At 65.8% G+C, this 26,867-nt stretch carries 15 protein-coding genes, 3 tRNA genes and 2 rRNA genes; 5 read left to right on the forward strand and 15 right to left on the reverse strand.

All coding sequences use genetic code 11. The annotated features are described in order from the left end of the window. Position 1: 1 nt before the first annotated feature. The 6 genes from KA383_10930 to KA383_10955 all read right to left on the reverse strand — a co-directional run bounded on the left by KA383_10930 (position 2) and on the right by KA383_10955 (position 8,815). The gene (locus KA383_10930; protein ID MBP7746637.1) at positions 2-763 is read right to left on the reverse strand and encodes a class I SAM-dependent methyltransferase; all 762 of its coding nucleotides are present in this window, start codon (positions 761-763) and stop codon (positions 2-4) included. A gap of 3 nt (positions 764-766) precedes the next feature. Further along, a complete protein-coding gene (locus tag KA383_10935; protein MBP7746638.1) occupies positions 767-1,888 on the reverse strand; it encodes a DegT/DnrJ/EryC1/StrS family aminotransferase in 1,122 nt (373 codons plus the stop codon). Between the two features lie 3 nt (positions 1,889-1,891). Then, complete coding sequence (locus KA383_10940; GenBank protein ID MBP7746639.1) at positions 1,892-3,223, reverse strand: glycosyltransferase; 1,332 nt, start codon at positions 3,221-3,223, stop codon at positions 1,892-1,894. Continuing rightward, positions 3,223-4,143, reverse strand: a complete 921-nt coding sequence (locus tag KA383_10945; GenBank protein ID MBP7746640.1) for an SDR family oxidoreductase — start codon at positions 4,141-4,143, stop codon at positions 3,223-3,225. The genes KA383_10940 and KA383_10945 overlap by 1 nt, the downstream gene beginning before the upstream one ends. Positions 4,144-4,255: 112 nt before the next feature. After that, positions 4,256-6,763: a DUF3459 domain-containing protein gene (locus tag KA383_10950; protein ID MBP7746641.1), complete on the reverse strand. Its 2,508-nt coding sequence runs from the start codon at positions 6,761-6,763 to the stop codon at positions 4,256-4,258. Positions 6,764-6,841: 78 nt separating this feature from the next. After that, positions 6,842-8,815, reverse strand: a complete 1,974-nt coding sequence (locus tag KA383_10955) for a motility associated factor glycosyltransferase family protein (protein ID MBP7746642.1) — start codon at positions 8,813-8,815, stop codon at positions 6,842-6,844. A gap of 331 nt (positions 8,816-9,146) precedes the next feature. Between KA383_10955 and KA383_10960 the strand changes: the two genes are divergently transcribed. Together KA383_10960 and KA383_10965 are read left to right on the forward strand one after the other, a co-directional pair. Then, complete coding sequence (locus KA383_10960) at positions 9,147-9,437, forward strand: hypothetical protein (GenBank protein MBP7746643.1); 291 nt, start codon at positions 9,147-9,149, stop codon at positions 9,435-9,437. A 500-nt stretch (positions 9,438-9,937) separates the two neighbouring features. Further along, on the forward strand, positions 9,938-10,219 hold the full coding sequence (locus KA383_10965; protein ID MBP7746644.1) for a hypothetical protein: 282 nt from the start codon (positions 9,938-9,940) through the stop codon (positions 10,217-10,219). Between the two features lie 169 nt (positions 10,220-10,388). Here KA383_10965 and rrf read toward each other — a convergent pair. The 5 genes from rrf to bamA all read right to left on the reverse strand — a co-directional run bounded on the left by rrf (position 10,389) and on the right by bamA (position 16,766). Next, positions 10,389-10,497 (reverse strand): 5S ribosomal RNA (gene rrf / locus KA383_10970). A 138-nt stretch (positions 10,498-10,635) separates the two neighbouring features. Continuing rightward, positions 10,636-13,486: ribosomal RNA gene (locus KA383_10975) — 23S ribosomal RNA — on the reverse strand. Between the two features lie 269 nt (positions 13,487-13,755). Then, positions 13,756-13,828 (reverse strand) — tRNA-Ala (locus KA383_10980). A 169-nt stretch (positions 13,829-13,997) separates the two neighbouring features. Continuing rightward, positions 13,998-14,071, reverse strand: a tRNA-Ile gene (locus KA383_10985). Positions 14,072-14,378: 307 nt separating this feature from the next. Further along, positions 14,379-16,766 (reverse strand): outer membrane protein assembly factor BamA, encoded by a 2,388-nt coding sequence (gene bamA, locus KA383_10990; protein MBP7746645.1) that lies wholly within the window; start codon positions 16,764-16,766, stop codon positions 14,379-14,381. A 226-nt stretch (positions 16,767-16,992) separates the two neighbouring features. Here bamA and KA383_10995 point away from each other — a divergent pair, with 226 nt between their 5' ends. Then, the gene (locus tag KA383_10995; protein MBP7746646.1) at positions 16,993-17,727 is read left to right on the forward strand and encodes a gamma-glutamyl-gamma-aminobutyrate hydrolase family protein; all 735 of its coding nucleotides are present in this window, start codon (positions 16,993-16,995) and stop codon (positions 17,725-17,727) included. A 30-nt stretch (positions 17,728-17,757) separates the two neighbouring features. On the opposite strand, the gene KA383_11000 is transcribed toward KA383_10995, so the two are convergent. Next, the gene (locus KA383_11000) at positions 17,758-18,504 is read right to left on the reverse strand and encodes a methyltransferase domain-containing protein (GenBank protein ID MBP7746647.1); all 747 of its coding nucleotides are present in this window, start codon (positions 18,502-18,504) and stop codon (positions 17,758-17,760) included. Positions 18,505-18,752: 248 nt separating this feature from the next. Next, on the reverse strand, positions 18,753-19,091 hold the full coding sequence (locus tag KA383_11005; protein MBP7746648.1) for a hypothetical protein: 339 nt from the start codon (positions 19,089-19,091) through the stop codon (positions 18,753-18,755). Positions 19,092-19,636: 545 nt separating this feature from the next. Between KA383_11005 and KA383_11010 the strand changes: the two genes are divergently transcribed. Next, complete coding sequence (locus KA383_11010) at positions 19,637-20,377, forward strand: hypothetical protein (protein MBP7746649.1); 741 nt, start codon at positions 19,637-19,639, stop codon at positions 20,375-20,377. Between the two features lie 208 nt (positions 20,378-20,585). Beyond that, a complete protein-coding gene (gene alaS / locus KA383_11015) occupies positions 20,586-23,528 on the forward strand; it encodes an alanine--tRNA ligase (GenBank protein MBP7746650.1) in 2,943 nt (980 codons plus the stop codon). A 106-nt stretch (positions 23,529-23,634) separates the two neighbouring features. On the opposite strand, the gene KA383_11020 is transcribed toward alaS, so the two are convergent. Both KA383_11020 and KA383_11025 read right to left on the reverse strand, forming a co-directional pair. Next, positions 23,635-23,719: transfer RNA gene (locus tag KA383_11020), tRNA-Ser, on the reverse strand. 398 nt (positions 23,720-24,117) lie between these two features. Then, complete coding sequence (locus KA383_11025) at positions 24,118-26,829, reverse strand: HAD-IC family P-type ATPase (protein MBP7746651.1); 2,712 nt, start codon at positions 26,827-26,829, stop codon at positions 24,118-24,120. Between the last annotated feature and the right edge of the window lie 38 nt (positions 26,830-26,867).

Genomic DNA, 26,867 nt, shown 5'->3' on the forward strand with positions numbered 1-26,867 from the left:
GCTAGCGCTCCGCTCGCCGCCGGGCCAGCAGAAGGATTCTCCAGTCTTTGTCGGTGGCGGCCCGGGACGTGTCGCCGAGCGGATGCACGCCGAGCATGTCGAGGCCGGCCAGCTCGGCCGCCTCCGCGATCACCTTCGCCGGCCAGAGCGTTTGCACGAGTTCATGGGTGCCGCGCTCGCGCCGGGCGGTCGCCTTGTCCTGCGCCTCCAGTGTGTAGTGCAACACCGTGCGCAGCGCCATCGGATCGGTCCTGCCATGGACCATGGTGCGCAGCGTGTGCGTGGCGGTTTCCACCAACGTCTCCTTGTCGCGCGGCGGATCGAGCAACGCGGCCACGCCGTTCCAGGCGTCGCAGACCAACGACGCCCCCGGCCGCAGCCGTTGGGCGATCGCCGCCAGGAACGTCTGCAGCGCTGCGAGCGTGCCGAGATAGTTCACGACGTTGAACAACGCCAGGGCGATGTCAAAGCCCTCGTCGGCCAGGTCCTCCACGCGGCCATGGAAGTACCTGATTCGTGCGTGGAGTTCCTCTGGCAGCGCTGCCCGCTTCTGCTCGGCCAGCTCCACCATACGGGCATCGACTTCGACGCCCACGACGTGGTGGCCGCACCGAGCGCAGGCCAGCGTGTGCCCGCCGGTACCGGACCCGATCTCGAGTACACGCCTTGCCGGCTGGGCTATGCCGCCCAACGCGAGCGCACGCTGAATCTCACCGGCGTAATCCTTGTCCGCGAACAGCGTGTCATAAAAGCGATAGAACATCGCTCAACCCCGGTAGAAGTCACGCACCGCATCGCAGACGTAGTGCACGTCGTCGACCGGCAGCGCCGGAAACGACGGCAGGCATACGCCGTTCTCGAACGCGTAGATGCTGCCCGGGAAGCGCGCCTCCTCGAATTGCGCCCGGCGGGCCGGGTCGTCGCGCAAGTACGCAAACGCCGGCTGCCGGTGCAGCGGATAGAAGAACGTCCGCGTCTGAATCCCGCGCGTTTCCAGGAACGTCATCAGCGCCGGCGCGCGCTCCGCGTAGATGGCAATGCGAAACGGAATGTACGTCGAGTCCGGCGTGACCGACACCAGCCGCACCTGCGGAATTGCCGCGAGCCGCGCGCGATACAGCTCCAGCAGCGTTTGCTTCCGCGCGACGATCTGCTCCAGCCTGGCGAGCTGCACGAGCCCGATCGCCGCCTGCAAGTCCGTCATGCGGAAGTTGTAGCCGATCGCCGGATGGATGAACGAGCCCCGGTCCATGCGCCCCTGGTTCCGCAGGAGGCGCAGCGCTGCGTAGGGCCGCTCGTCGTCCGTGACGATCAGCCCCCCCTCGCCGGTCGTGATCGTCTTGTCCGCGAAGAAGGAGAAGCAACCCACGTCGCCAAAAGTGCCCGCGTGGCGCCCGCGGTAGCGTACGCCGATCGCCTGGGCGGCGTCCTCGATCACCAGCAGCCCGCGCTGCCGGGCAAAATCGACGAGCGGCCCGATCGGGCAGGTCATCCCGTAAATGTGCACCGGCATGATGGCGCGCGTCGCCGGCGTGACTGCGGCGGCGAAGTGCTCGGGCCCGGCCTGCAGTGTCTGCGGGTCGATGTCGCAGAACAGGGGCGTCGCGCCGGTCATTTCCACGGCCGTGGCCGAGCCCATGAACGTGAAGTCCGGCACGATGACCTCGTCGCCGGGGCCGATCTCCAGCGCCCGCAGGCCCAGGTACAGCGCGAGCGTGCCGTTGGGCGCCAGCACGGCGTGACGCGCGCCGGTCAGCGCCTTTAACCGCTCCAGAAAGCGCGCGCTCTGCGGGCCTTCGGTGATCCAGTTCTGCGCGAAGCAGTCGCGCAGCGCCGCGTACTCGTCGTCCCCGATGAACGGCGCGAACTGCAGCACCTGCCTTGCCATGCCTCAGCCTCGAAAACGCCAGAAGGCGTTCAGCGCCATCTTCGCCAGAATGTATCCGTGGTACCAGACGCGGGTTTTCGTCTGACCATACGGCCGCGGACGATAGTGAATCGCCTGCTCCGCGCATAGCAGGCCGAGCCGGACCGCCCCGAACAGCAGCTCGAAATCGCCAAACGGGTCGTCAATGCCCCACTCGTTCCACCGGGCGCGGATCTTCTCAAAATCCGCCTTCCGCACGGCCTTGATGCCGCTCAGCACGTCCGTCAGATGGCCACCGAACAGCCAAGAGAAGAAATACGCGAAGCTGCCGTTCCCCAGTTGGTTTGCCAGCGGCATCGCGTTGAGCGCGAGCGGGTAGATGAAGCGCGAGCCTTCCAGGAATTCCGCGTGCCGCCGGCGCAGCGCCTCGTACACGTAGCGGACATTCTCCGGCGGCGAAGTCATGTCCGATTCGAGCAGAATAATGATATTGCCACGGGCCTGCGAGAAGCCTGCGCGAATCGCATCCCCCTGCCCCTTGCCGGGCTGGCCGATCACGCGGATGTTCTTTTCCGGATATACCTGCCTCACGCGCTCGATCTCCGCCCGCGTGCCGTCCGTCGAATGCCCCTCGACAAACAGGATTTCCTGCGCCGGCGTCAGTTGCGGAATCGCCTGCACGAGCGGCTCGATATTGTCGCGCTCATCACGGCAGGTCAGGCAGACGGTCACCGACTCGTCAGGCAGCGGCGCCGGCGGCAGCGGCCGGAAGACCTGGAACTGGTTGAGCTTGAGCCAGTCCAAAAAGAACAGGAACTTGCCGACGGCGTTCGTCAGCGGCCCCAGCCCGAGCAGCCGGAACGGACAAATCTGCCAGCGGGCCACGGCGGTGCGCTGGAACCCGGCTGTCGTCAGCACATTGTTCAGATCGCGAATCGACAGCCAGTTCTGCAAGCCGCCGCGCCGCTTGAGGGCCAGTTTTTCCGCGAGTCGCAGCCCCGGCCTCCACAGGTAGTTGTACGAATAGACGATCACGCGTGTTTCGGGCCGGCACAGGCGCAAGAGCTCGCACAGGAACGCACCGATGTCCGGGCAGCTCCCCAGCGCGTTCTTCAAGATGATGTAGTCGAACGTCCCCGTGATCGGCCGCAGATCGTAGCCGCCGTAGCGCTCGAACCGCGTCGGCCCCGCCACGCGGGGGTCCGTGCACAGGAACACCCCCCGGCGGGGCTGCAGGGCGGCGAGATCCCAGTCCCCGTCGTAGCCCGCCAGCAGCACGTCCTGCCCCGGGGGCACGACCAGCTCGAAGAAGTCGCGCACCGCGCGGTGGTAGTACGGGTACCACGTGGGCTTCATCAGATAATCCGGTACGGCGTTGTCGGTCGATACACGCGGAAGAGCGCGATCAGCTCGCGAAGGCCCTCGTCCAGCGACCGCTGCGGCTGGTAGTCCAGCGTGGTGATCTTGTCGAAGCAGATGAGGAAGTTGCGCACGTCGGGGTCGGTGAGATCGGAGTCGATGATCGCGAAGTCCGCGTGCGCCTTGATGCGCTCGGCGAGCTGCCGCTTCGACAGGTTGAGCTGGTCGGTGCCGACGTTGAAGACCTGCCCGCGCATCACGTCAAACCGGTCCAGCGCCAGCAGGTACCCGCGAATCGCGTCGTCGATGTGCAGGAACGTGCGGATGCTGCGCGAATCGAACAGCACCAGCGCCCGCTCATGCACCACGCGCATCACGAAGTCGTTCGGCATCAGGTCCCAGCGCATTCGCGGTGCCACGCCGAAAACCGTCGCGAAGCGCAAGGCCACGCAGTTTGCGTGCTCCAGGCAGCGCTTCTCACCCTCGTACTTCGTGACAGCGTACAGGCTCGCCGGGTGGACCGGGCTGTCCTCCGTGCACAGCTCGTCGGACTTTCCGTAGATCGATGTTGTCGAAGCGTAGATCAGTCGCTGGTCGCGCCCGAGGCACGACACCAGTCGGTCCGTCCCGCCCACGTTGATCATCTGCGCGGAATGCGGGTTTGCCTCGCACGCCGGGTAGCCGCTGATGCCTGCGAGATGGAAAACGCAGTCAAACGGTGTGACATCGCCTGGCTCGATATTGCGAATGTCCTTCGCCACCAAAGTGATGCGCGGGAAGTGCCGGAACAGGAACAGCGCCGGCTCCATCCCGTACATGAAATTGTCGAAGACGGTGACTTCGTGCCCGCGTTCGAGCAGGGCCTCGCTCAGCTTCAGCCCCTTATAGCCTGCACCGCCGGTAATCAGGATTTTCATGCGTGCGCCCCGTTTGGCTCCGCATCCGACCGTACTACCACACCCGGGCGCGAAATCTTACCCGTCCCCAGGTGGCGGGCCAATCAGCGACCTTCGTTTCTCCGTCCGCGGCTTACTTCGCCTCCGCGTGCAGCGCGACACCGCCGATCGCCGGCACCTGAACCGTGATCTCGCGGCCGGTCACCGCGGTGGCCGCCGGCTTACCGAAGGCGGGCGCCCAGGCCGTGGGCAGGTCCTCGGGCAACGCCACGCGCACCGCGCGCGGCGTATCCGAAGCATTCAACACGATCAGCACGTGCTCGCCCTCGCCGCTGCGCACGAACGCCCAGACGTCCGCCAGATCATCCGTCAGCAGCGTGCGGAACGTGCCGCTGCGCAGGGCCGGGTGCTGATGGCGCAGGGCAATCGCCTGCCGGTAGAACGCCAATTGCTCGTCCATGACGGCGTTTTCCTGCGGCTGGTCATAAGGCTCCAGGTCTTTCCACAGCATGGGTTTGCGGTTCGTCGGATCGTCCGCGCCCCACATGCCGACCTCGTCACCGTAGTAGATCATCGGCGCGCCGACATACGTCATCTGCAGCAGGACGACAAGCCGGGCCCGCGCGTAGGCTTCCGGCGGAGGCTTGGAGTTGTCGTACTTGGGGTTGTTGTCCTGCACGCGATTCTGGCGGTCATACTCGCGGTCGGGGTTCAACGCCATGGAGGCCAGCCGGTCCGTGTCGTGCCCGTCGATCAGGTTCTGCAGGGCGTAGGTCGCGACCGCCGGGTAGGCCAGACGCAACTCCGCCAGGCGGGCGGCGGCGTCACTGGCCGTGATCTTCTGCGCCCGGTTGAAAACCCAGGCTACGGCCACGCGCGCGAACTCGTAATTCATGACCGCGTCGAAGTGCTGCCCGTCAAGCCACTGATCGGCCCGGTTCCAAATCTCGCCGGTGATCAGGGCCTGCGGGTTGATCTGCTTGACGAACTGCCGCCATTCCTCCCAGTGCGGCCGGGGGATGTCGTTGGGCACATCGAGCCGCCAGCCGTCGATACCGTCGTCGGGCCGGCCATCGCCGTTCGGATCCAGCCAGCGGCGCGTCACGTTGAAGATGTGTTGCTTGACCGCGTCGCTGGCGAAACCGTTCTGGCTCTTGCGGAAGACCGGCATGTGGGTGAAGCCCGCCCAGCCCGTGTAGTCGAACGGGTCCCAGGAAGTCACGTCGAACCAGTCCGCGAAGCGCGAACTCTTGCCGTTTTTCCGCACGTCGATGAACGCCGGGTGCTGATCGCCGACGTGGTTGAATACGCCGTCCAGAATCACCTTGAAGCCGAGCTCGTGGGCCTGCTTCAGGAACGCCAAAAATCGCTTGTCGCTCTCCGTCCACTGCCACGTCGCCGGATCAAGCAGATCCTCTTTGGCCGCGACGGCGTCGTAATCGCCGACGGTGCCGAAGTGGTCGTCAATGTGGACGTAGTTTTGCACGTCGTACTTGTGATAGGACGGCGCCTTGAACACCGGCATCAGGTAAAGCGCATTGACGCCGAGCTCCTTGAGGTACGGCAACTGCGCCGCGAGCCCATCGAGGTCGCCGCCGTAGCTCCGGTCGAACACGAAATTCTTGTAGAACGTCTGCCCGTCCTGGCCTTCCCACTCCGATGGTGTGAACCATTCGCTCGTCCACCGGCGGACCGGTTGCGGGTCGTTGGCCGGGTTGCCGTTGCGGAAACGGTCGATCAGCACCTGGTACCAGATGGCGTGCGGGGCCCAGGCCGGCGTCGCGAACATCCCCGCCTCGGTGAAGCTGTACCGGTATGTGTGCGGGTCGCCGACTTTCCCGGCGCCGTCATCGAGCACGAACGTGTACTCCACGCTCCGCACGTTCGGCGCGCGCGGGCTGGTTCCGGCCGGCATCGGCACGCGCGTTTCCCAGTACGAGAACAGCGGCCCCTCGCAGGCCACCTTCATCGCGGTCAGCTCTCCGCCCTTCACCGCGAGCCAGACGTGCTGCACGTCATGCGCCAGCGTGCGATAGCGCAGCGAGACGTGCTCCAGATCGACCGGCTGCACGTACAGCGGCGCCGGCGGACGATGCGCCAGGCCAATAACGTCGATCTTCCCGTCGGCCACCTTGCCGGCCGAGACCCTCGTGCGTGCCAGCCGGCCCAGGCGCAGGATCGAGTTGAACCCGCCGTGGCCATCCGCGACGCGGTCCACGTTGGCCGGGTCGGCGAACCACTGGTCCTCATCGACCAGGAACTTGTATTCGTACACGCCCGTGCCGAGGAGCACGTCCGCGGTCCAATCACCGTTCGCGTCGGGCCCCTGCATGGGATGGACCGCGCGGTCCCAGGCGTTGAAGGAGCCGACCACCGACGCCCGCTGCGCCGCCGCAACCGGGCGGAAACGGAACGTGCAGCGCCATTCGTCCGGCTTGGTCGTCGGCGCCGCGGTGATCGAGGCCGGCAGCGCCGACGCGTCCTCGGCCGCGATGACGGGCTCCAGCGGCGGTGCCGGCGGCCACTCGTTCTGGGCCGCGACCGGCACGGCTCCGGCCCTCGCGGCCACAAGCACGGCGACAATACCCAGACCCCGCGCGAGCCCGCGCGCCGACCATGGTGCGGTTTTTAGCGTTGTCATGGCGGGTAGTGTAATCCCGGCCATCCGGCCTGCAACACCGCTCCGGGCGAAGCGCACCCGCCGCATTCCGTTGCTGAGTCAACCGCCCGTAGCCGACCCGCGACTGCGCAGCCGCTCGAGCGCCTGCGGCAGCATGTCGAGCAGATAGTCACAGCCTTCGCGAAAGGCCGTCACGTACTCGCGATCGCGGCGCAAGCGCCGGCGGGCCGTCGTCGGCGTTTCCGGCACGCCGTCACGGATCGCGCGGTCCGCATGCAGGCGCCGCAGCTCCGCCTTCTGGGCCACCTGGCTGACCATGTTGTAGGTTCGCCCGTGCCGCTGCATTTTCGTCCGCAATTCATCCATCCGCAGCACGCGCCGGTTGAACGCGTCGCGCCGGTCCAGCAAACCGGTCAACTCGTCCAGCAGCGCGATCGTCTCGGTCGCCGTCTGCCGAATCTCGCGCAGCTCCGCCAGCCGCTGCTCCAGCGCCGCACACGCGGCCTGCAGCGCGGCCGTCGCCGACGGGGTCGGCGGGCTGGCCAGCAGGTCCGCCGGCAGCGGGCGCGTGCAGAACTGCCTGGCCGCGGCCCGCAGCGTCATAACCTCCGTCCCCTCCAGCCGCATCCCGCCCTCGCAGGCATGGATGATGCGCGTCTTTGTCGCCAGAAACTCCGCCTGGAACTGCTCGGCGTAGGTGCGCATCTGCTCGTCGGTGTAGGCGTCGCGCCCGTGCACATCCTTCACGACCGTCAGCACGCCGCGCGACCGCACGATCCGCTCCCATTGCTTCATCTCGATGGTCTGAAAGCGGCTGAGCTCCGGGCGCCAGATCCGCTCGATCGGCATCCCGGGCGGGTAGTAGAGCCCCTCGCTGAACGAGAGATCCTGGCCGACGAGAATCACCGGATCGCAGCCGAGGTGCTCGGCGAGATAGAAGGCGAGGTGTGCCACCGTGCTGCCCGCGCGCAGCCCCGCCCGCCGCGGTGCCGCCTCGCGCAGAATGTCGTCCAGGAATTGCGAATGCAGCACGTGCATCCGTCCGCGAAAGGCGTCCAGCACGTGCCAGGACACTTTCGGCTCGGCGACGAGGACCGTGTCGCCGAAGTCCGGCACGCCGCGGAAGAACTCCGCCGAGAGCTCGTGGTAATCGAGGCTGGTGACGAAGTGCGGCTGCACGCCGCGCGCCAGCAGCGTCTTCAGCACGGTCTGAACGGCAATGATGACCGCGTGGTCGCGCAGGCCCGCGAGCTGATCGATGTTGCGCGCCAGGGACGGGCCGGCTGCAACCAGGATGGCGGGGTAGCCCGCCGCGCGGCCCGCGAGCACTTCCACGCTCGGATGCACCAGGTACGCCGGCAGGTTGAACGCCGCGTTCCGGCACGTCGTCCGCGCGTTGCGCACGACGGAGACCATCTGCAGGCGCGCGAAGCCGGCGAAGTCGCGCATCAGCCGGCTGATCTCGGTGTGAAACCGCGTGTGATAGCGGTGCATGTGGGCCGGATTGATGAAATGCAGACCGAGCATGAGCGGCGTCATGATCGGCCGCAGTCGCTCGTGCACGGCGGATTTGTCGGCGGACGTGAGGAACGTCAGGCGGCGCTCCCGCAGCGGGACGGTTAGGTCGGTCACACACAAGGCGGCCTTGATGAGGGCTACGTCGTCCTCGGCGATGATCAGCAGCGCCTGCGTAAAGCGGCGCTCGATCTCGGCGACGTGATATCCCAGGCCGAGGCCACCCACCAGAAAGCAAAGGTGCTCGAGATCCTCCTCCGGCCTGTCGTCGCCCCCCGCCGCGTCCGCGCCGCGCTGCGTCTGGGCCTGCACCAGCGCCCGAGCCTCGTCCACGGGGTGGTAGCGGCTGTGGGCGTAGATGGGCCGGCCGTCATCCGCGGCCAACCGCACGGTGACGTGGCCGTCCCGCGTCGGCTCCAGCGGCGGTAGCGCGGCGAACGGCAGAGCGTCGACGCGTCCCGCCAGCTCGGGATCGGTCGCGTACAGTTCCGCCAGGTTGGCGAGGTAACGGCGTAGAGAGGGTGCTGAGACGTCGCAGGACGGGGCGGCAGGCTCCATGAGGGCAGTTTCGGCCCAGGAGCGCCGGCTTGTCAACGAGCGGCGGCCGTGTGTCCGGAAGACATGGTTTTCAGCGCTGGCGAACCGCCGGCGCGCACCCGATCACGGTCGCGCTCCCCGTGGCCGGGCCGACGTCAGGCTGGGTACGAGGGACGGCGCGTTTTTTTCGTCGGAAGCGCTCAAGAATTCGCACGCGCGCGGCCGATCGTGGAGGGCGTGGAGCTGCGCTGGCCATGGATGGCCCGCCGGGCAGCGGTTCGCTGCACCGGCACTCGTGAGAGAACCCAGTTCGCCCCACGCACAACGAGAGGCATCCCAGAGGAGCGCCCGCATGTTCAAAGAGGCTGTCGCGAGCACGGTTACGGTTCCGAGTCCCGCCGTAGTCCTAAAGTCCTCGGCCTTGCCGCTGGACACTGTCTGCTCGCCGGGCGCCTATGTCTGCAACTGGAGCGGGCACCTGTTACGCGTGCCATCGGGCAGCTTGGCGACCACCGGCACACTGGCACTCAACATCGTGGGCGGCGAGCCGCTCACCGTGACGAAGATCAGCGACGACCCTGATCTCCCCCTGCCCCAGGCGCGCGGCCTGGCGTGGCGCCTCGGCTTGAGCGTCGGCTTCTGAGTCCACGTCTTCCGACAGGCATCCGACAACCGTGAGCGCCAGCCGGGCCGTACCGGCACCGCAGCGTGCGCGCTCCGCGTTGCGGTTACGTGCGCCGCGCGGCAAAAAACTGACGGGCGAACGCGCACCAACGGAATCCGACAAGTGTTGTGATTTGACTTTCGCGCGCGCGTGTGGAAGACTCCTTATGCGCGTGGCGGGCCATAGCTTTGTGGGTCAACGTGGTCCGCGCAACCACGCCCAAGCGGGCCAAGAGTCGCCAGGAGGGGAAGAAAGCGCGTCCTTGGGCGCCAAGTGCCGGCGACTCGTTCGTCAACCCGGAGAATCACCGTCCGCGGCTGCAGCATGGACGCCATTCTCCGGATCGCGCGCACCACTGGCTCCGAGCGTCGTATGCCTTCTGGAAGAGCTTCGGACCAGCTGGGGCCCGCCACTCGCGCTTGATCCGGCCCGCGGAGCGCGGCTGGCCTCGCCCAGCGACGGGGAAACGGAGGTCACGGATGATGCTTGGCGTAACCGAACACACGCAGGCTGGCTGGATCGGACTCGTGCCGCCGGGGGTCAGCATTCCATTCGACTCGATTCGGGCCCCGGGCACGTACGTCTGCAACTGGAACGGCCATCTGCTGCGCGTGCCGGAGTCCGCGCTGGTGCCCGACGGAGTCATCAACCTCGTCGGCCCCGAGCCGTTGTTCGTCACAAAGATCAGCGATGACCCGGCGGTGCCACTCGGGCGCGCCAGGCAGGTGGCAACGGATATGCAGCTCGCCGTCAGCTTTTAGGAAGTCACGGACGGCGTGCGGCGGGGGCGCGGCACCGGATTCCGCATCTTCTCGCGCGGCGATCGGGCATCTGGCCCGGCTGCCGCGTTTGACTGGCGGGGCTACGGGCGTGTGCGCGGTGTGCAAATAACGGCGGCCCGGCGTCTCGCTGGAGACGCCGGGCCGTATAAGCCGGCGATCACCTACTCTTGCCCGATCAGGACTACCATCGGCCGGGCGGGCTTAACTACTGAGTTCGGAATGGGATCAGGTGTGGCCCCGCACGTAAACTCACCGGCAGTTCGTGTGCCCGCCGCGCGGGGGCGCGGCGGACGTGGCACTCAAAGTATGGCGATAGGTGGGATGAACGGGTAGACCGCGCCGGCGGTTCTCGGGTTGGTGCGTCTTGCATTGGGGCTGCCCAGCGGATCATAAATGTGGTCAAGCCCTCGACCGTTAGTACCGGTAAGCTGAGGACATCTCTGTCCTTACACACCCGGCCTATCAACCTGGTAGTCTTCCAGGGGTCTTCTGCTCACCCGAAGGGAGCACCGAGTCCTCATCTTAGGGACGGCTTCACGCTTAGATGCTTTCAGCGTTTATCCAATCCGTGCTTAGCTACCCTGCCGTGCCGCTAGCGCGACAACAGGTACACCAGAGGCACGTACCACCCAATCCTCTCGTACTAGGGTGATGGCCCTTCAAGACTCGTACGCCCACAGCAGATAGGGACCGACCTGGCTCACGCCGGTCTGAACCCAGCTCGCGTACCACTTTAATCGGCGAACAGCCGAACCCTTGGGACCGCCTACAGCCCCAGGATGTGATGGGCCGACATCGAGGTGCCAAACGACTACGCCGCTATGGACGCTCGGTAGTCATCAGCCTGTTATCCCCGGAGTACCTTTTGTCAGTTGAGCGATAACCCTTCCACACGGGATTACCGGATCACTAGGGCCTGCTTTCGCATCTGCTTGACCTTTATGTCTCACAGTTAAGCCGGCTTATGCCCTTGCGCTCTACGCACGATTGCCAACCGTGCTGAGCCGACCTTTGCACTCCTCCGTTACCTTTTGGGAGGAGACCGCCCCAGTCAAACTGCCCACCTAGCACGGTCCCCCGCCCGGATTCACGGGACGGGGTGAGGTAACTAATAGCACAAGGGTGGTATTTCAACGTTGGCTCCCCGGCGGCCGGAACCGCCGGATCAAAGCCTCCCACCTATCCTACGCATGCGATACCAATTACCAATACCAGGCTGCAGTAAAGGTTCACGGGGTCTTTCCGTCTTGCTGCGGGTACACGGTATCTTCACCGCGACTTCAATTTCACCGAGTCGGTCCTTGAGACACTGCTCCAGTGATTACGCCGTTCATGCACGTCGGAACTTACCCGACAAGGAACTTCGCTACCTTAGGACCGTCATAGTTACGGCCGCCGTTAACCGGGGCTTCGGTTGCCAGCTTCGCCTTGCGGCTGACCGACTTCCTTAACCTTCCGGCACCGAGCAGGCGTCAGTCTGTATACATCCTCTGTACGAGTTAGCACAGACCTGTGTTTTTGATAAACAGTTCCCAGAGCCGTTTCTCTGCGCCCTTCTCTTGCGAGGGAGGGCCCCCTTTTCCCGAAGTTACGGGGTCAAATTGCCTAGTTCCTTAAGGACCGTTCTCTCGAGCGCCGTTAGGATACTCTCCTCGCCCACCTGTGTCGGTTTTGGTACGGATCCGCATTTTGTCCCCGAACGGCTTTTCTCGGTCAACACGCCATGTGCTTCGGCAACAAAGCGGCCTCGTCCTTGCGGACACCCTCTATGCTCGTAGTGGGCCACACTTTGTGTTGACGTCCCCGTCGGTTCAACCGCATACGGAGTACAGGAATATTAACCTGTTGTCCATCGTCTACGCCTTTCGGCCTCGACTAAGGTTCCGACTAACCCTGGGCGGATTTCCCTTCCCCAGGAAGCCTTGGGCTTACGGCGAGCGGGATTCTCACCCGCTTTATCGTTACTCATACCGGCATTCTCACTACCACAGGCCGACACCACTCCTTACGGTATGGCTTGTATCTCCTGTGGTACGCTCCCCTACCGCGCTTGCGCGCCCGTAGCTTCGGCGCCACGCTTAGTCCCGATCATCATCGGTGCCCATTTTCTCGACCAGTAAGCTATTACGCACTTTTTAAATGGTGGCTGCTTCTAAGCCAACATCCTGGCTGTCACGGAAAACAGACTTCCTTATGCACTCAGCGTGGCTTGGGGGCCTTAGCTGACGGTGTGGGTTTTTTCCCTTTTGAGCATGAACATTAGCGCCCACACTCTCACTCCCGGGATAGTCGTCACGGTATTCGGAGTTTGATTGAAGGAAGTACTCTGGAAGAGCCTTCGTTTCATTCAGTAGCTCTACCCCCGTGACGTAGTGGCCCGAGGCTGTCCCAAAAGACATTTCGGGGAGAACCAGATATCTCTGAGTTTGATTAGACTTTTACTCCTCCCCACAGCTCATGCCAGAACTTTTCAACGTTCACGGCTTCGGTCCTCCAGGACGTTTTACCGTCCCTTCAACCTGGCCATGGGTAGATCACTCAGGTTCGGGTCTACCGCATACGACTAAACGCCCTATTCAGACTCGCTTTCGCTTCGGCTGCGTGCCGGAGGCACTTAACCTCGCCGTATACGATAAGTCGCCGGTCCATTATGCAAAAGGTACGCGGTCAGCCGGGCGAGCAAGCCCGCCATCGGCCTTCCACAGCTTGTAGGTACATGGTTTCAGGTACTTTTAACTCCCCTAGAAGGGGTGCTTTTCACCATTCAGTCGCCTTACTTGTTCACTATCGGTCGTGCAGGAGTACTTAGCCTTGCAGGGTGGGCCCCGCATGTTCAGTCAGAGTTCCACGGCATCCGACCTACTCGACCGCCGTCGCTCACCTGTCGTCTACAGGACTGTCACCTTCTGTGGTCGCCCGTTCCAGAGCGTTCGACTGAGCTCACAACGACGTATGGCTCGCGGCCATGGGCTAATCCGCTTTCGCTCGCCGCTACTCACGGAGTCTCGGTTGATTTCCTTTCCTCCAGGTACTGAGATGTTTCAGTTCCCTGGGTTCGCTCCAGACGGCCTATGCATTCAGCCGCCGGTGACACCAGCTGGTTGCCCAGTGGCGCCGGGTTGCCCCATTCGGAAATCTCCGGATCAAAGCCTGTTTGGCGGCTCCCCGGAGCTTTTCGCAGCCTACAACGTCCTTCATCGCCTCTGCACGCCTAGGCATCCACCATATACCCTTAGTAGCTTGACCACATTTATGAAACGCTGCGGCCAAGACGCACCTTCTCTCCACTGTCGGAGATCAGGATTCTTAACGAGAGAACCAAGTCCGCCCCGTCCAGCATCCTCGCGGACGCCAAACGGGCGCCGACTCGAAATCCGGTTTGGATACCCATTCATACCCACCTATTCACTTGTCACAGACCGCGCGACCCTCAGGCCGCGGCCCGCGGTTGCAGGCTTTCAGGCACCCGTCGGTGCCCAGAAGCGCACAACCCACAGACCAGGCTGCCGATCCACTGGAGCCGACCGGGATCGAACCGGCAACCTCCGCGTTGCAAACGCGGCGCTCTCCCAACTGAGCTACGGCCCCGGGGCCATTGACCAGGTCACGCCTAGTCGCACTTGCCGGTGCCTCAGGTCCCGCCGCCGCGGAAGAGCCGCCAGGCGAAGAACCCAACTATAGCCACTAGAGCTATAAACTGCAACGTCGCGAGGTCCACCGTGACCTCCGCCGGCTCACTTTCGTTGCCGGCCACCACTGGGCCCGACAAGATTCGAACTTGTGACCTCGTCCTTATCAGGGACGCGCTCTAACCAACTGAGCTACGAGCCCTTCTGCGTCGAGGCCCGACGGCGGCCTCCAGGCGGTCCGTCGGAGGAACCCAGTTCGCCGGGCGGCACAGCCATTCCGCCCTGCACCGCCGGGCAATGCTCCTCCCCGGTCCACTGCGACGCGGGGAGCAGTGTAATGTACCGCCGGCGAGCGACATGTCAAGCCGCACCGACCAGAAAAATCGTTCCCGCCCGGCCGCCCCCGCGCCAAAGCCCACACCCGAGCCGCTAAACCACTTAGGAGCAAGTAATTACGCCACGCTGCCCAGCGACAGCGCTATCGAAACCGGGCACGCCTCCCGCGGCACTCAGAACGACGCGCCGAACGCGAAACTGAACACCCGCGTATCGTCGTCGTCGCTCTTGACCAGCGGGAACCCCAAATCGAAGACGATCGGCACCGGCCCGAAGAAATCGACCTGGATCCGCAGGCCGAAGCCCGCCGCCGCGCGCCAGCTCGAAATCTCGAAGCCTTCCTCGACCGTGCCCATGTCGATGAAGGTCACGCCGCGGAAGTTCTTGCCGTACAGCGGGAAGGAATACTCCCCACCGGTCAGCACGACGAAGTCGCCACCTATGGGCTGGTTCTTGATGCCCGAGCGCGGCGAGATGCCGCGATAGCTGAAGCCGCGCAGCGACCCGAACCCGCCGGCGTAGAAGCGCTCGAAGACGGGCGCATCGCCAGTGATGTACCCCACGTCGGCGCGCAGGGCGACGACGCTCTTGCGGTCGAGGATGTCGGTGCGCACCGTCTTGTACCAGGCCGCGCTGATCGCCGGCTTGCCGAAGTTGTACTCTCCGCCCAGCGCCCCGACCTGCTCCCAGCCGAAGCTGACGCGATAGCCCTCGGTCGGCAGGAGCCGGCTGTCGGTCGTGTCGCGGACGATGGCGAATTTCAGCCCGGTCAGCGTGTGGTTGCCCTTGGCTTCGCGGATATCGCGGGCCGCCAGCGGATCTACATCGGTGATATCGACCACTTCGAGGCGCACCGCGCCTTCGATCGCCCAGCCGTCGAGAAAGCCGCCGCTGAAACGCTTGCTCAGCGAGGCGGTCAGGCCGACACGTTCCTCGTCGTACCCTTCGCGGCCGCGCTGGAACAGGTACGCCGACGTGTCGAGCCGCAGCGGGCGATCGAGCAGGTAGGGCTCCGTGAAGCTGATGCGGAAACGCGTCACCTCGGTGCCGGGCTCAGCCTGGAACAGCAGGCGTTGCCCATCGCCCTTGAAGGCCCGCCCGCGGAAGAACTCGCCCCAGGTGCGCGGCCAGTCAAACAGGTCAAAGTTGCGGTTGTCGATGCTCAGCGAGCCAATCACGCCGCTGTCGCTGCTGACGCCGAACCCGATCAGGAACTGCGTCGTCTCGGTCTCCTCGACGGTGACCAGCGCCTCGCGCTGGCCGTCGATGTCGGGCATCGGCTCGATCTGGATCCCATCGGGCTTGAACAGGCCCGTTTCGCGCAGCCGCTGCTCGGCCTTGCGGGCCTCGACCGTGTTGTAGTACTCGCCGGGATAGAAACGCAGCTCGCGGCGGACGACCTCGTCCTTGGTCTGGCGGTTGCCGCGAATCGTGATGCGTCCGATGCGGGATTGCTCGTTCTCGCTGATCACGTAGCGGAGCAGGACCAGCGCGGGCTCCTCGACGAAGTCGTAGCGCGTGTCGACCCGCGTGGCGACGTAGCCGATCTCGCCGTACATGTCCTGGATGCGTTTCACGTCGAGCTGCAACGCTTCGTCGCGCACGAACTTGTCGGGCAGCAGCTTCAGCTCCGCGCGGATGCGCGACTCGGAGAAGACACTGATGCCCTCGAAGGTGATGTCCTGGATCTTGTAGCGCGGCCCTTCTTCGATCACGAACACGAGGTCGAGGTCGGCGCGCTTGAGCGGGTCGAAATCCAGGCGATAGCCGACGCGCGCGTCGAGGTAGCCCTCGTCGCGGTAGAGCTTCTGCACGGCCAGCGCGTCGCGCTCGGCCTGCTCCTCGTCCAGCGCCCCGGCCCGGAAAATCCAGACGTACGGCTTGGTCTCCACGCGACTGCCCAGCCGCCGCGGGCTGTAGGCGCGGTTGCCCTCGTAGCGGATGTGCCGGATGCGGACGCGCGGCCCCTCGGTTATCTGGTACACGACGCGGTTGTCGGCCTGGAGCGCGACGTCGTCCAGCGTGACCGTCGCGTAGTAGTAGCCTTTCTGCTTGTACTTCTGCAGGATGTCGTCGCGGGCCCGGTTGACCTCATACATGTCCAGCACGGCTCCCGCCGCCGGGGTCAGCTCGTACAGCTCCGCGTCCGTGAAGGTCTTGTTCCCCTGCACCTCGACGGCGGCGATCGTCGGCTTCTCCTGGACGTGGAACACCACGACCGCCTGGTTGTCCTCCACCCCCATGTCCGCGTACACGCCCAGAAACTTGCGCGACCGCAACAGCTCGCGGACGTCTTCCTCCACCTGCTTGCGGACCAGGGGCTGCTCCTCGCGTGTCTTGATCACCCGGCGGATGTACGCTTCGCTGATCGCCTGGAGCCCGATGATCTCGACGCGCTTCACGACCATGCCGTCGGTCGGCTGCGGGGCCTGCCCGTAAGCCACCCCGGCAAGCATCCCCACGACCACAACCGCACACCCAACCGCCAGGGCCGTGCGCCGGCGTACACCACCCGCCGCGCGGGCGAAGTTCGTGCGGTTGGCGTCGCAGGACCGTTCCAAGGCTTGACCCGTGTCTTGCACGCTGCACCCATTCAGGAATGTGAGCTTGCGTCCCACAGGCCGCCGGCCGAGGGACCGCGCCAGAATTGCGCGTTACTATAACCGGCGCCGGGGGCCTTTCAACGGCCCCCGCGGCCGGCGTCGAGATTTGCCCCTCGCCGGCGGCGTCACGCCCGGCGGGCGGTCCGCCGTGGCCGATGGGTCTGTTGTGCAGTAGCGAGTCACCATGCGCCCTGTCATTGGTATCACGAGCAGCTTCAACACCGACACGAATTCGGATCCGCCGCGCGACCAGTTCTATCTCGTCGCCGCCTATGCCGATGCGGTCCTCACGGCCGGCGGTCTGCCCATGCCGTTGCCCGTGCCGCCGGTCGACCACGAAGGGGTGCACGACGACCTGCTCGCGCGCGTCGATGGCCTGCTCTTTACCGGCGGCCCGGACCTGAATCCCGCGCGGTACAACGACACGCCCCACCCGCAGACCGAAATCATGGACGCCCGTCGCGACGCGTTTGACGTGCCGTTCTTCCGCCGGGCCGATGCGGCCCGCGTACCGATCCTGGCGATCTGCCTGGGCTTCCAGGAAGCGCACGTGGCCCGCGGTGGCCGGCTCATCCAGCATGTGGACGATGTCCCCGGCGATCCGCTGATCCAGCACCACCTGCCGAAAGGGCGCAGCGCGTTTCACACGGTCCGGATCGCGCCCGACTCGCGTCTGGCGCGGATCGTGGGCGCGACGGAGATCGAGGTCAACAGCCGCCACCACCAAGCCGCGCAAACCGAGCACCAGGGCCGCGGGTTGCGCCCGGTGGCGTTCGCCCCCGACGGCCTGCTCGAAGCCAGCGAGGATTGCGACGGGCGGTTCCTCCTGGCGGTGCAGTGGCACCCCGAGAACCTGATTGACCGGCCCGAGCACCTCAGCCTTTTTCAAGCGCTGGTCGACGCCGCCCGACGCGGATGACAATCCGCCGAATATCCCGGCCGCCGCACATCACCGCGCCATCAGCGCGAACACGCCCCATCCAAGGTATTCCCGCGTGTACGCGACGTAGCGTTTGGGTTCCAAGGTCAGTTGGGCTCGTACCTCTTTTGCGAAGTCGTCGTCGGGATTTGCCTCGAGCCAGCGACGCATGGTGAGCCACTTGGCCGCCTCGTACCGATCCCAGCCTTCTTGGTCAGCCAGAACCATTTGCACGACGTCGTAGTCGAGGTCGCCGAAAGACGCGATAAGTTCTGGGAGCACGAGAAAGTCGGAGATGGAACCGGCCAGGCACCCCTTGGCAACATCTTCCGTCGTTGGTAAATGCAGCCAGTAGGGCTCACCGATGAGGATGATTCCTCCAGGGCAAAGACTCTTCGCCAGCAGCTCGATGGTGCCGGCGACGCCCCCACCGATCCACGTGGCACCGATACAGGCGGCCACACCGACCTTTGCGTCGGCGACGTAGCCGGCAGCGTCGCCGTGGATGAATTCGACTCGATCGGCGACTCCGAGTTCTTCAGCACGGAGTTTCGCTTGCTCGGAGAACAATTGGCTCATGTCAATGCCGACGCCGCTGATTCCGTAATCGCGTGCCCAGGTGCACAGCATCTCGCCCGAACCGCTGCCGAGGTCGAGTACACGCGTCCCCGCTTCCAGGCGCAACGCCGCACCGAGCGTGGCAAGCTTTTCTGGTGTGAACGGGTTATGGATGCGGTGAGCACTTTCGGTAATGTTGAAGATACGTGGGATGTCCAACGCAGCCACTCCTTTTGTTGGCGCCGGAAGCCGCGGAGCGGCTGCGATAATGAGGGACAGCCATCAGCACGGCCTTTCTTGACGCCAAGAGCACGCTCGATCTAGCGCTGACCCACGTCCGCGTGCGGAACAGCGTTCGCGGATTGTCGCGACGCTGCGTCGATTCGGTCAAGAGCCTGCGCTCAACGCTTGGCCGCGCAGGCGCCCCGCCGTCTCGGAGGCGAGAAGCTCTCAGTGAACTTGCCACGTTACGACGATTCCAGGTTCACCGTCCAATCACGGATCGCTCTTCGTTGCGCGCGCAAATCCGACACCACGGGCGCCGCATCAGCCCGGACAACGAACGAGCGTCGCTTGTAGCTGAGAATCTCCTCCGACCAGCCGCAGCCTTCCAGCTCCGCGCGGTTCGCCGGAACGCCGTTATGAATGACCTCAACAACCTCATCGCTGGCGATCCATGTCGTCGTGAGCTGCCCCCCGTCGTCCAGCTCGGTGGCGGTGCCGCCATTCAGCAAGCCCAGAATCTCCACCGCCGAGGCGTCGCCGAGCGGCGTGCCAAGGCGGAGGCGTTGCTTGACGTTGGGCACGTCGGATGCCTACTGCCTGCCTGCGCTGCGCTCCGGCAGATCGTGCCATCCGGTCGGCGGGTGGCGGCTTTTATCAGCACGGCGGGCGCCCACCGGGTGGTGTCCCGACGGCGCGATGCGCTGGCCGCCGATCCCCGCCCGCACCGGGGAGATTCTGAGACGTGCCGCGGTTTCTCCCGGTCGTGGTTGACTGCGGCCTGCGGTGGGCGAACAATCTGACGAGAAACACAACCACACGCGAGTTTCTCCTTCGCAGTCAAGAGACCTTTCGCGAACCCAGCATGGGCCGGTCACCAGGAGTGGCCGGCCCATCGCGTTTGGGGGCCTGCGGCGCGGAGCGGTCCCCGGCGCCAGCGCGTTATGGCACCGGCGCCGAAATTTCCGTGATTTTTCGCCTCAATTTCGTCTAGTTGCGGGCATGGGCCAGCCGCGCCGGGGCTCTTATAAGACCGCCATGCGCCGCCCGGCCGGCCTGGAAAACAGAAGTTACTATTGATGGAGGAGTGCACGGCGCCGCAACCCGGTGCCGCGAGGAGGAACGCTTCATGAAACCACGTCAGTTGCGGTGGACGCTCGTCGTATGCCTGGCAGCGGCCGCCATCGGCGCCCGCGCGGACATCATCGTGGACTATGTCATCGACGCGGGCGGCAACAACACCGATCCGCTGAACGGGCTCGCCGCCCGGGCTTCCTTCATGCTCGATGGGATGCAGCTAGCCATCCTGCTCGAGAACACCAGCACCGGCGTGCCACTCAGCTTCGAGACGTCCGACTCCCTGCTGGTCTCGCTGGGCATGAATCTGCCCGGCGGCGCCGCGATCGTCGTCGGCAACGCCGCCTACATCGGCCCCGGCTCACAGGGGCTGGGCTCGTGGGCCGGCCGTACTGCCGGCGACAGCGTCGGCGAGCAGTGGATTTGGACCAACGACTTTGGTGGCGACTTGCTGGAAGGCTGGGCGCAGGTGCTCAGCACGAGTGACGGCCAGGGTGGCGGCTCGGTGACCCGCTTCGACGGAGGCAGCGGGTCGGTGAACGGGCCGTACGGCGGAATCGCCGCCAACCCGCCCCTGCTGACCGTGCCCGGCAGCAAGCCAGCCGTGAGCAACTCCATTCTTTTCTCGCTGACGCTCTCCCGGGCGCTCACCGAGGCGGAGCTGGCCGATACGGCCTTGACGAGCATTGTCGAATTCGGGTCGGATGCCCGCTACCTGGTGCATGCGCCCGAACCAGCCGGCGTGCTGCTGGTCCTGCTGGGCGCGGCACTGTGCCGGCGCCGCACCGCCTGATCCGAGAGCCTCCGCGACCACGAGACGGCGCGGACGCCTGTCCGCAATCCACCGCAAGCGAGCCGGTCACCCAGCGTGGCCGGCCCGCTGCATTCTGGGCCCTCCCGGCTCCAACCGGGCGTCTCGCCAACACGCTGTCAATCGCCGGCCGACCGCGTAAAATGCCGGGCCTGAATTCATTGCGCCCCGTTTCAACGAAAGGTCTGCAGTGACACGCACCGCCGCCCAGGTCCGCCAGGAGTTCATCGACTTCTTCTGCCGCAAGCACGGCCACGCCTTCGTGCCCAGCTCGCCGGTCGTCCCCCACGACGACCCGACGCTGCTGTTCACCAACGCCGGCATGAACCAGTTCAAGCCGTACTTCCTCGGCACACAGACGCCGAAGCACCGCCGCGTGGCGAACACGCAAAAATGCATCCGCGCCGGCGGCAAGCACAACGACCTTGACGACGTCGGCCACGACACGTACCACCACACGTTCTTCGAGATGCTCGGGAACTGGTCGTTCGGCGACTACTTCAAGAAAGAGGCCATCACCTGGGCCTGGGAACTGCTGGTCGATCAGTGGGGGCTTGACCCGACGCGCCTCCACGCGACGTACTTCGGCGGCGACCCGGCGGAGCAGCTTGCGCCGGACACCGAGGCCCGCGACCTGTGGCTGGAAATCCTGTCGCCGGAGCGCGTGCACGCCGGCAGCAAGAAGGATAATTTCTGGGAGATGGGCGAGACGGGGCCGTGCGGGCCGTGCAGCGAGATCCACATCGACCTGACGCCGGACAAGAGCGGGGCCCGGCTGGTCAACGCGGGCGATGCCCGGGCCATCGAGATCTGGAACCTCGTTTTCATCCAGTTCAACCGCGGCGCCGACGGCAAGCTGACCCCTCTGCCGGCCAGGCACGTTGATACGGGGATGGGTTTCGAGCGCGTGACGGCGGTGCTGCAGGGGCACAACAACAACTATGCGACCGACGTGTTCGTGCCGATCATCCAGGCGATCGAGAAGATCAGCGGGCACACGTACGGAAGCGACGCAGCGACGCAGCGACGCGGCGACGCAACGGCGGGTCGCACTCCACCCGGTGGTACGGGCGTCTCGCCCGTCAATCGGTATGCCGCTTTCCGCGCCGGCGACATGCGCGACGAGGCGTGCCGCGTCATCGCCGACCACCTCCGCACGCTGACGTTCGCGATCACCGACGGGGCCGTGCCGGACAAGGAAGGCCGCGGCTACGTGCTCCGGCGCATCCTCCGCCGAGCGGTGCGTTACGGCTGGCAGTACCTGGACCTGCACGAGCCGTTCCTGTATCGCCTCATGCCCACGATCAACGCCGTGATGGGCGACGCGTTCCCCGAGCTGCGCGCGGACCCCGCGCGCATCGGCCGCGTAATCTTCGATGAAGAGGCGTCGTTCGGCCGTACGCTGGAGCGGGGCCTCGCGCTGTTCGCGGAGGCGGCCCAGCGCGCGGCGCGGCATCATGGCGAGATCCGTGGCGAGGACGCCTTTCGCCTGCACGACACCTACGGGTTCCCGATCGACCTCACGCAGATCATGGCTGACGAGCAAGGGCTGCATGTCGATCTCGGTGAATACGAGCGGCTCATGGAGGAAGCGCGCGAACGAGCCCGCGCCGCTGGCAAGACGACGGGTATGGAGGTCGACCAGTTCGCGCAACAGCTCGGCGCGGACCTCGCGCCGACGGATGACACCCCGAAGTACACGGCCGAGACGCTCGCCGCCCGCGTGGTCGCCATCGTGCTGCAGGCCGAGGGCGGTGGCGCGGTGCTGCTGACCCCGCGCGACCACCTCAAGCCCGGCGACACGGCCGCCATCGTCACCGACCGCACCTGCTTCTACGCCGAGGCAGGTGGACAGGTCGGCGACCGTGGCGAGCTAGTCACGGCGGAGGGTCGCTTCGAAATTACGGGCACGCTGCGACCGGGCCACTTCGTGCTGCACTACGGCACGCTGGTGCAGGGGACACTCGCGGCCGGCGACCAGGTCGAGCTCCGCGTGGACACCAAGCGGCGCGCGACGATGAAGAACCATACCGCCACGCACGTGATGAACTGGGCGCTGCGCGAGGTGCTCGGCGACCACGTGCAGCAGAAAGGCTCGCTCGTCGATCACGAAAAGACCCGCTTCGACTTCTCGCACCCGCAGGCCCTGACGCCAGCCGAAATCGAGCGCGTCGAGCAGCTCGTCAACGACGTGATCCAGCGGAAGCTGCCGGTGGATTACCAGGTTGTGCCGCAACAGGACGCCCTGAAGATCAACGGTCTGCGGGCCGTCTTCGGCGAGCGTTACCCCGACCTGGTCCGCGTCATGTCAGTCGGCGTGCCCGTCGCGGACCTGCTCGCGCGGCCCGACAATCCCGAATGGCGGCAGTACTCCATCGAGTTCTGCGGCGGCACGCACCTGAAGAACACCGCCGACATCGAGCACTTCGCGATTACGAACGAGGAGGCGGTCGCGAAGGGCATTCGCCGGATCGTGGCCGTCACCGGCACCTCGGCCCAGTTGACTGAAGAGATCGGGACGGCCCTGATCCAGCGCGCCGAGCAGCTCCTGCAGGGACCGCCGGAGGAGTTCGCCGCCGGCCTGTCGGAACTGCAGACGACGCTGGTGAACGCGAGTCTCGCGCTGCGGCACCGCGCGCGGCTGAACGCGTTGCTGGCCGATTTGCAGAAGGCCGCCCGCCGGCAGCAGAAAGCCGAGGCCGCCGATGCGGCTGACATCGTGAAGCAGCGCCTGGCCGAAGTGCTGGCGACCGCGCCACGGCACGGTGAGACTACGGTGGTCGTGGTCGAGATGCCCGACGTGCCCGTCGAGCAGCTCAAGATGGGCGCCGACCTGGTCAAGCAGAAATGCGGCTCGGCGGCGGTGCTGTTTGGAGCGACGGAGCGACCGGGCGAGGGTGGGGCTGGCGTCCCTGCCAGCCCGAGCGGCGGCAAGGTCGTTCTGCTGGCGGCGATGACGCCGGACCTGATCAAGAAGGGTCTCAAGGCCGGCGACCTGGTGAGGGCAATCGCCCCGATCGTCGGGGGTGGCGGCGGCGGCCCGCCAACCATGGCGCAGGCCGGCGGCAAGCAGCCGGAGAAACTCGGTGAAGCACTGGCCGCCGGCGCGGAGTGGATCAAAGCGAAGCTGTGAACACAGCGTCCACCGGCGCCGACATCCGGGCGGCGGCCGACCCCCATCCGACTCGGCCCCGGGACAGCGCGTGCGCTGCCGCGGGCGTCGCAACCGGCTACGGAAACGGAGAGGATGGGATTCGAACCCATGGAACCTTGCGGTTCACCGGTTTTCAAGACCGGCGCCTTGAGCCACTCGGCCACCTCTCCATGGACGCTTGCGGAACTGCACTCACCCGTTGTCCCACGGGGGGCAACTTCCCACGGCGAAGGCCACGCTCGCGGGACGAGGTCGCAAGTCCCGTCGGGCTCCACAAGCAAACGCTCCCCAGGGGGAGCACCGGGCGCATTCTATGGCTCCTGCACCGTTCCTTCCACGGGAGCGGAGCAGCATAGGTACTGCCCGCGGCCCCGCAGCTTGCCGGGACGCGCGATGCACAACGAGATCAACTCGCTTGGAGATCGGGGCAAAAACCGCTGACAACACGCACACCGCGCGACGACGCAACGTTGTTCCCTCTGCCGGGCCGGCCACACGGGCAAACGCGCAGATGAACGCCTCCCCCGCGGCAACGCCTGGCGGACTCGCCCCGGTGACCGGTACGGGGTCACGCGGCAAGCGCACGCCGCCGCCAGTACCACGACGCCTTGTGCAGTTCCATCACCACCAGCAACGTGCACGCCAGCAGCAGCAGGAAGCCCCATGTCGGCGCCGTGATCGGTTCGGTATGCAGGACCTTCTGCCCGAGCGGGAGATAGAGCATGCCGATGTGCAGCAATTGGGCCAGCACCACGCCTCCCAGCAGCAGCGGATTGCTCAGCGGCGACATGCTCAAGGCGGACTTCGTCTCCGAGCGACAATTGGCCACGTGCACGTTTTCCAGCAGCACCATCAGCATGAGCAGCACGTTGCGCGCCGAGTACTCGTCCATCCTGGCGACTTCGACCAGGTAGTAGAACATGCCGAACGCAACGACCGCCATCACGAGTGCCGCCACGACGGTGCGTTCCAGCATGAGCCGGTTGAAGACGGGCTCACGCGGCGGGCGCGGCTTGCGCCGCAGGGCGTCACCCTCGCCGGGCTCAAACGCCAGGGCGACGTCCTGGATGCCGTTGGTCACGAGATTCAGCCACAGGATCTGCGCCGGCAGCAGCGGCAATGGCAGGCCGGTCAATAGCGCGGTGCCCAGCAGCAGTACTTCGGCCACGCCCGTGGAAATCAGCAGGTAGATGACCTTGCGGACGTTGTCGTAGGCAATGCGACCTTCCTCGACGCCGGCCACGATGGTGGCAAAGTTGTCGTCGGTGATAACAAGCTCGGCGGCTTCGCGGGCGACATCCGTTCCGGCCTTGCCCATCGCCACGCCGATGTTGGCCTTGCGGAGGGCCGGGGCGTCATTCACGCCGTCGCCGGTGACCGCAACATAGTGCCCGGCCGCCTGCGCAGCTTCGACCAGCTCGAGTTTCTGGCGCGGCGCGACGCGTGCGAAGACACGGGTGGTGCGGACGAGGTCCGCCAGTGCCTCCGGGGGTTTGTCCATCATGTCGGCGCCGGACACGACCTGGTTGGGATCGGTGGCCATGCCAAGCTCGCGCGCGATCGCCAGAGCGGTCACTGGATGGTCACCGGTGATCATCCGCACTTCGATCCCCGCGGTCCGGCAAGACGCCACCGCCTCCGGCACACCCGGGCGGAGCGGGTCGATCATACCGGCCAGGCCGAGGCAGCGCAGCCCCTGCGGCTCGTCGGGCAGTCGGCTGGGATCGAACGCGGACCCCGCGTCGCCTGCGGCCAGGGCCAGCACGCGATATCCGTTGGCAGCCATCTCCTCGGCCGCAGCCAAGAGCACCGCCCGCTGATCGGGGGCGTCTTGCCAGGCACACATGCCGAGCACGCGTTCCGGCGCACCTTTCGCAAACACCCGCGTCCGCTCACCTTCACGGTGATAGGATGCGGCGAACTGGCGCTCCGATTCGAAGGGAATGTCTGCCGCCTTGGGAAACGCCCGCATCGCCGCGCCCGGATCGCGCCCCAGCTTGTGCGCCAGCGCCAGCAGCGCGAGATCGGTCGGGTCGCCACGCCAGACCCACGTCCCGTCCCGTTGATGCAGGTCGGCTTCGTTGCACAGCGCCCCGGCCAGCGCCAGTTCAGTCAACTGATGCTCCGGCGCGATCGTGACGGCCTCGCCGGCGGCGCGGATTTCACCTACCGGGGCGAACCCTTCCCCCGTGACCTCGAACACCGCCCCATCGACCAGGCGCACCTCGCGCACGGTGATCTCGTTGCAGGTCAGCGTTCCGGTCTTGTCGCTGGCGATCATCGTGCAACTGCCCAACCCCTCCACCGCCGCCAGGCGGCGCACAACAACCCCCCGCCGGGCCATCCGCGTCGTGGCTACCGCCAGGGCCACGGTCATGGCCACCGGCAGTCCCTCGGGGATCGCGGAGACCGCGAGCGCGACCGAGAACATGAACATGTCCGCGAGTCCATACCCGCGCACGAATACGCCCAGCGCCCCCACGACCACGACCGCCGCGAGGATGGCTACGGCGATCAGGTGCGTGAAATGCTCCATGCGCTCGATCAGCGGCGGTTTGCCGCCCACCGCGCCCATCACATCCAGCGCCAGTTGGCCTACCGCCGTCTGCGGCCCGGTGGCGACGACCACGCCTCGACCGCGCCCCCGAATCACCGTCGCGCCCGCGAAAGCCATGTTCAACCGGTCCCCCATCGGCGTGTTTGGCTCACCCGACCAGCCCGCATCCTTCTGCACGGGCAGGGATTCACCGGTCAGCAGGGATTCGTCGATCTCCAGCCCCTGCGACGCAAGCAGGCGCAAGTCGCTGGGCACCCGGTTCCCCGACTCCAGCCACACCATGTCACCGGGCACGATCTGCTCAGCATCGATTTCCCCCGTTTCGCCGTCACGCACGACGGCCGCGCGAATCCGCAGGAGCTTCTGCAAGGCCCGGCTGCTCTGCTCGGCGCGCCATTCCTGATAACCGCCGATCGCCGCATTCAGGACCAGCACCGCGGCGATGAACGCCGCATCAGTGAATTCGCCGATGGCAATGCAGACCAGCGCAGCCACGCCCAGGATGTAGATGAGCGGGTTCTGAAACTGGCGGAGCACGATCTCCCACGGGGTCGGTGGGGGCTTGTGCGGCAGCTCGTTTGGTCCGAACTGCTGCAGCCGCCGCGCAGCCTCGCGCGCGCTCAGGCCCGCTTCGGTGGCCTCGACTGCTGCGAGCACGTCGGCCGGCGGCAACGCATGCCACGACGGCGCAGAGGGGGTACGTGCCGGACCTTCAGTTCCCATGATGTCCGCTCCATTGTCGGGGGGCCGTGATATCGGCG

It is taken from the genome of Phycisphaerae bacterium (genome assembly GCA_017999985.1).
Classification (GTDB): Bacteria; Planctomycetota; Phycisphaerae; order UBA1845; family Fen-1342; genus JAGNKU01.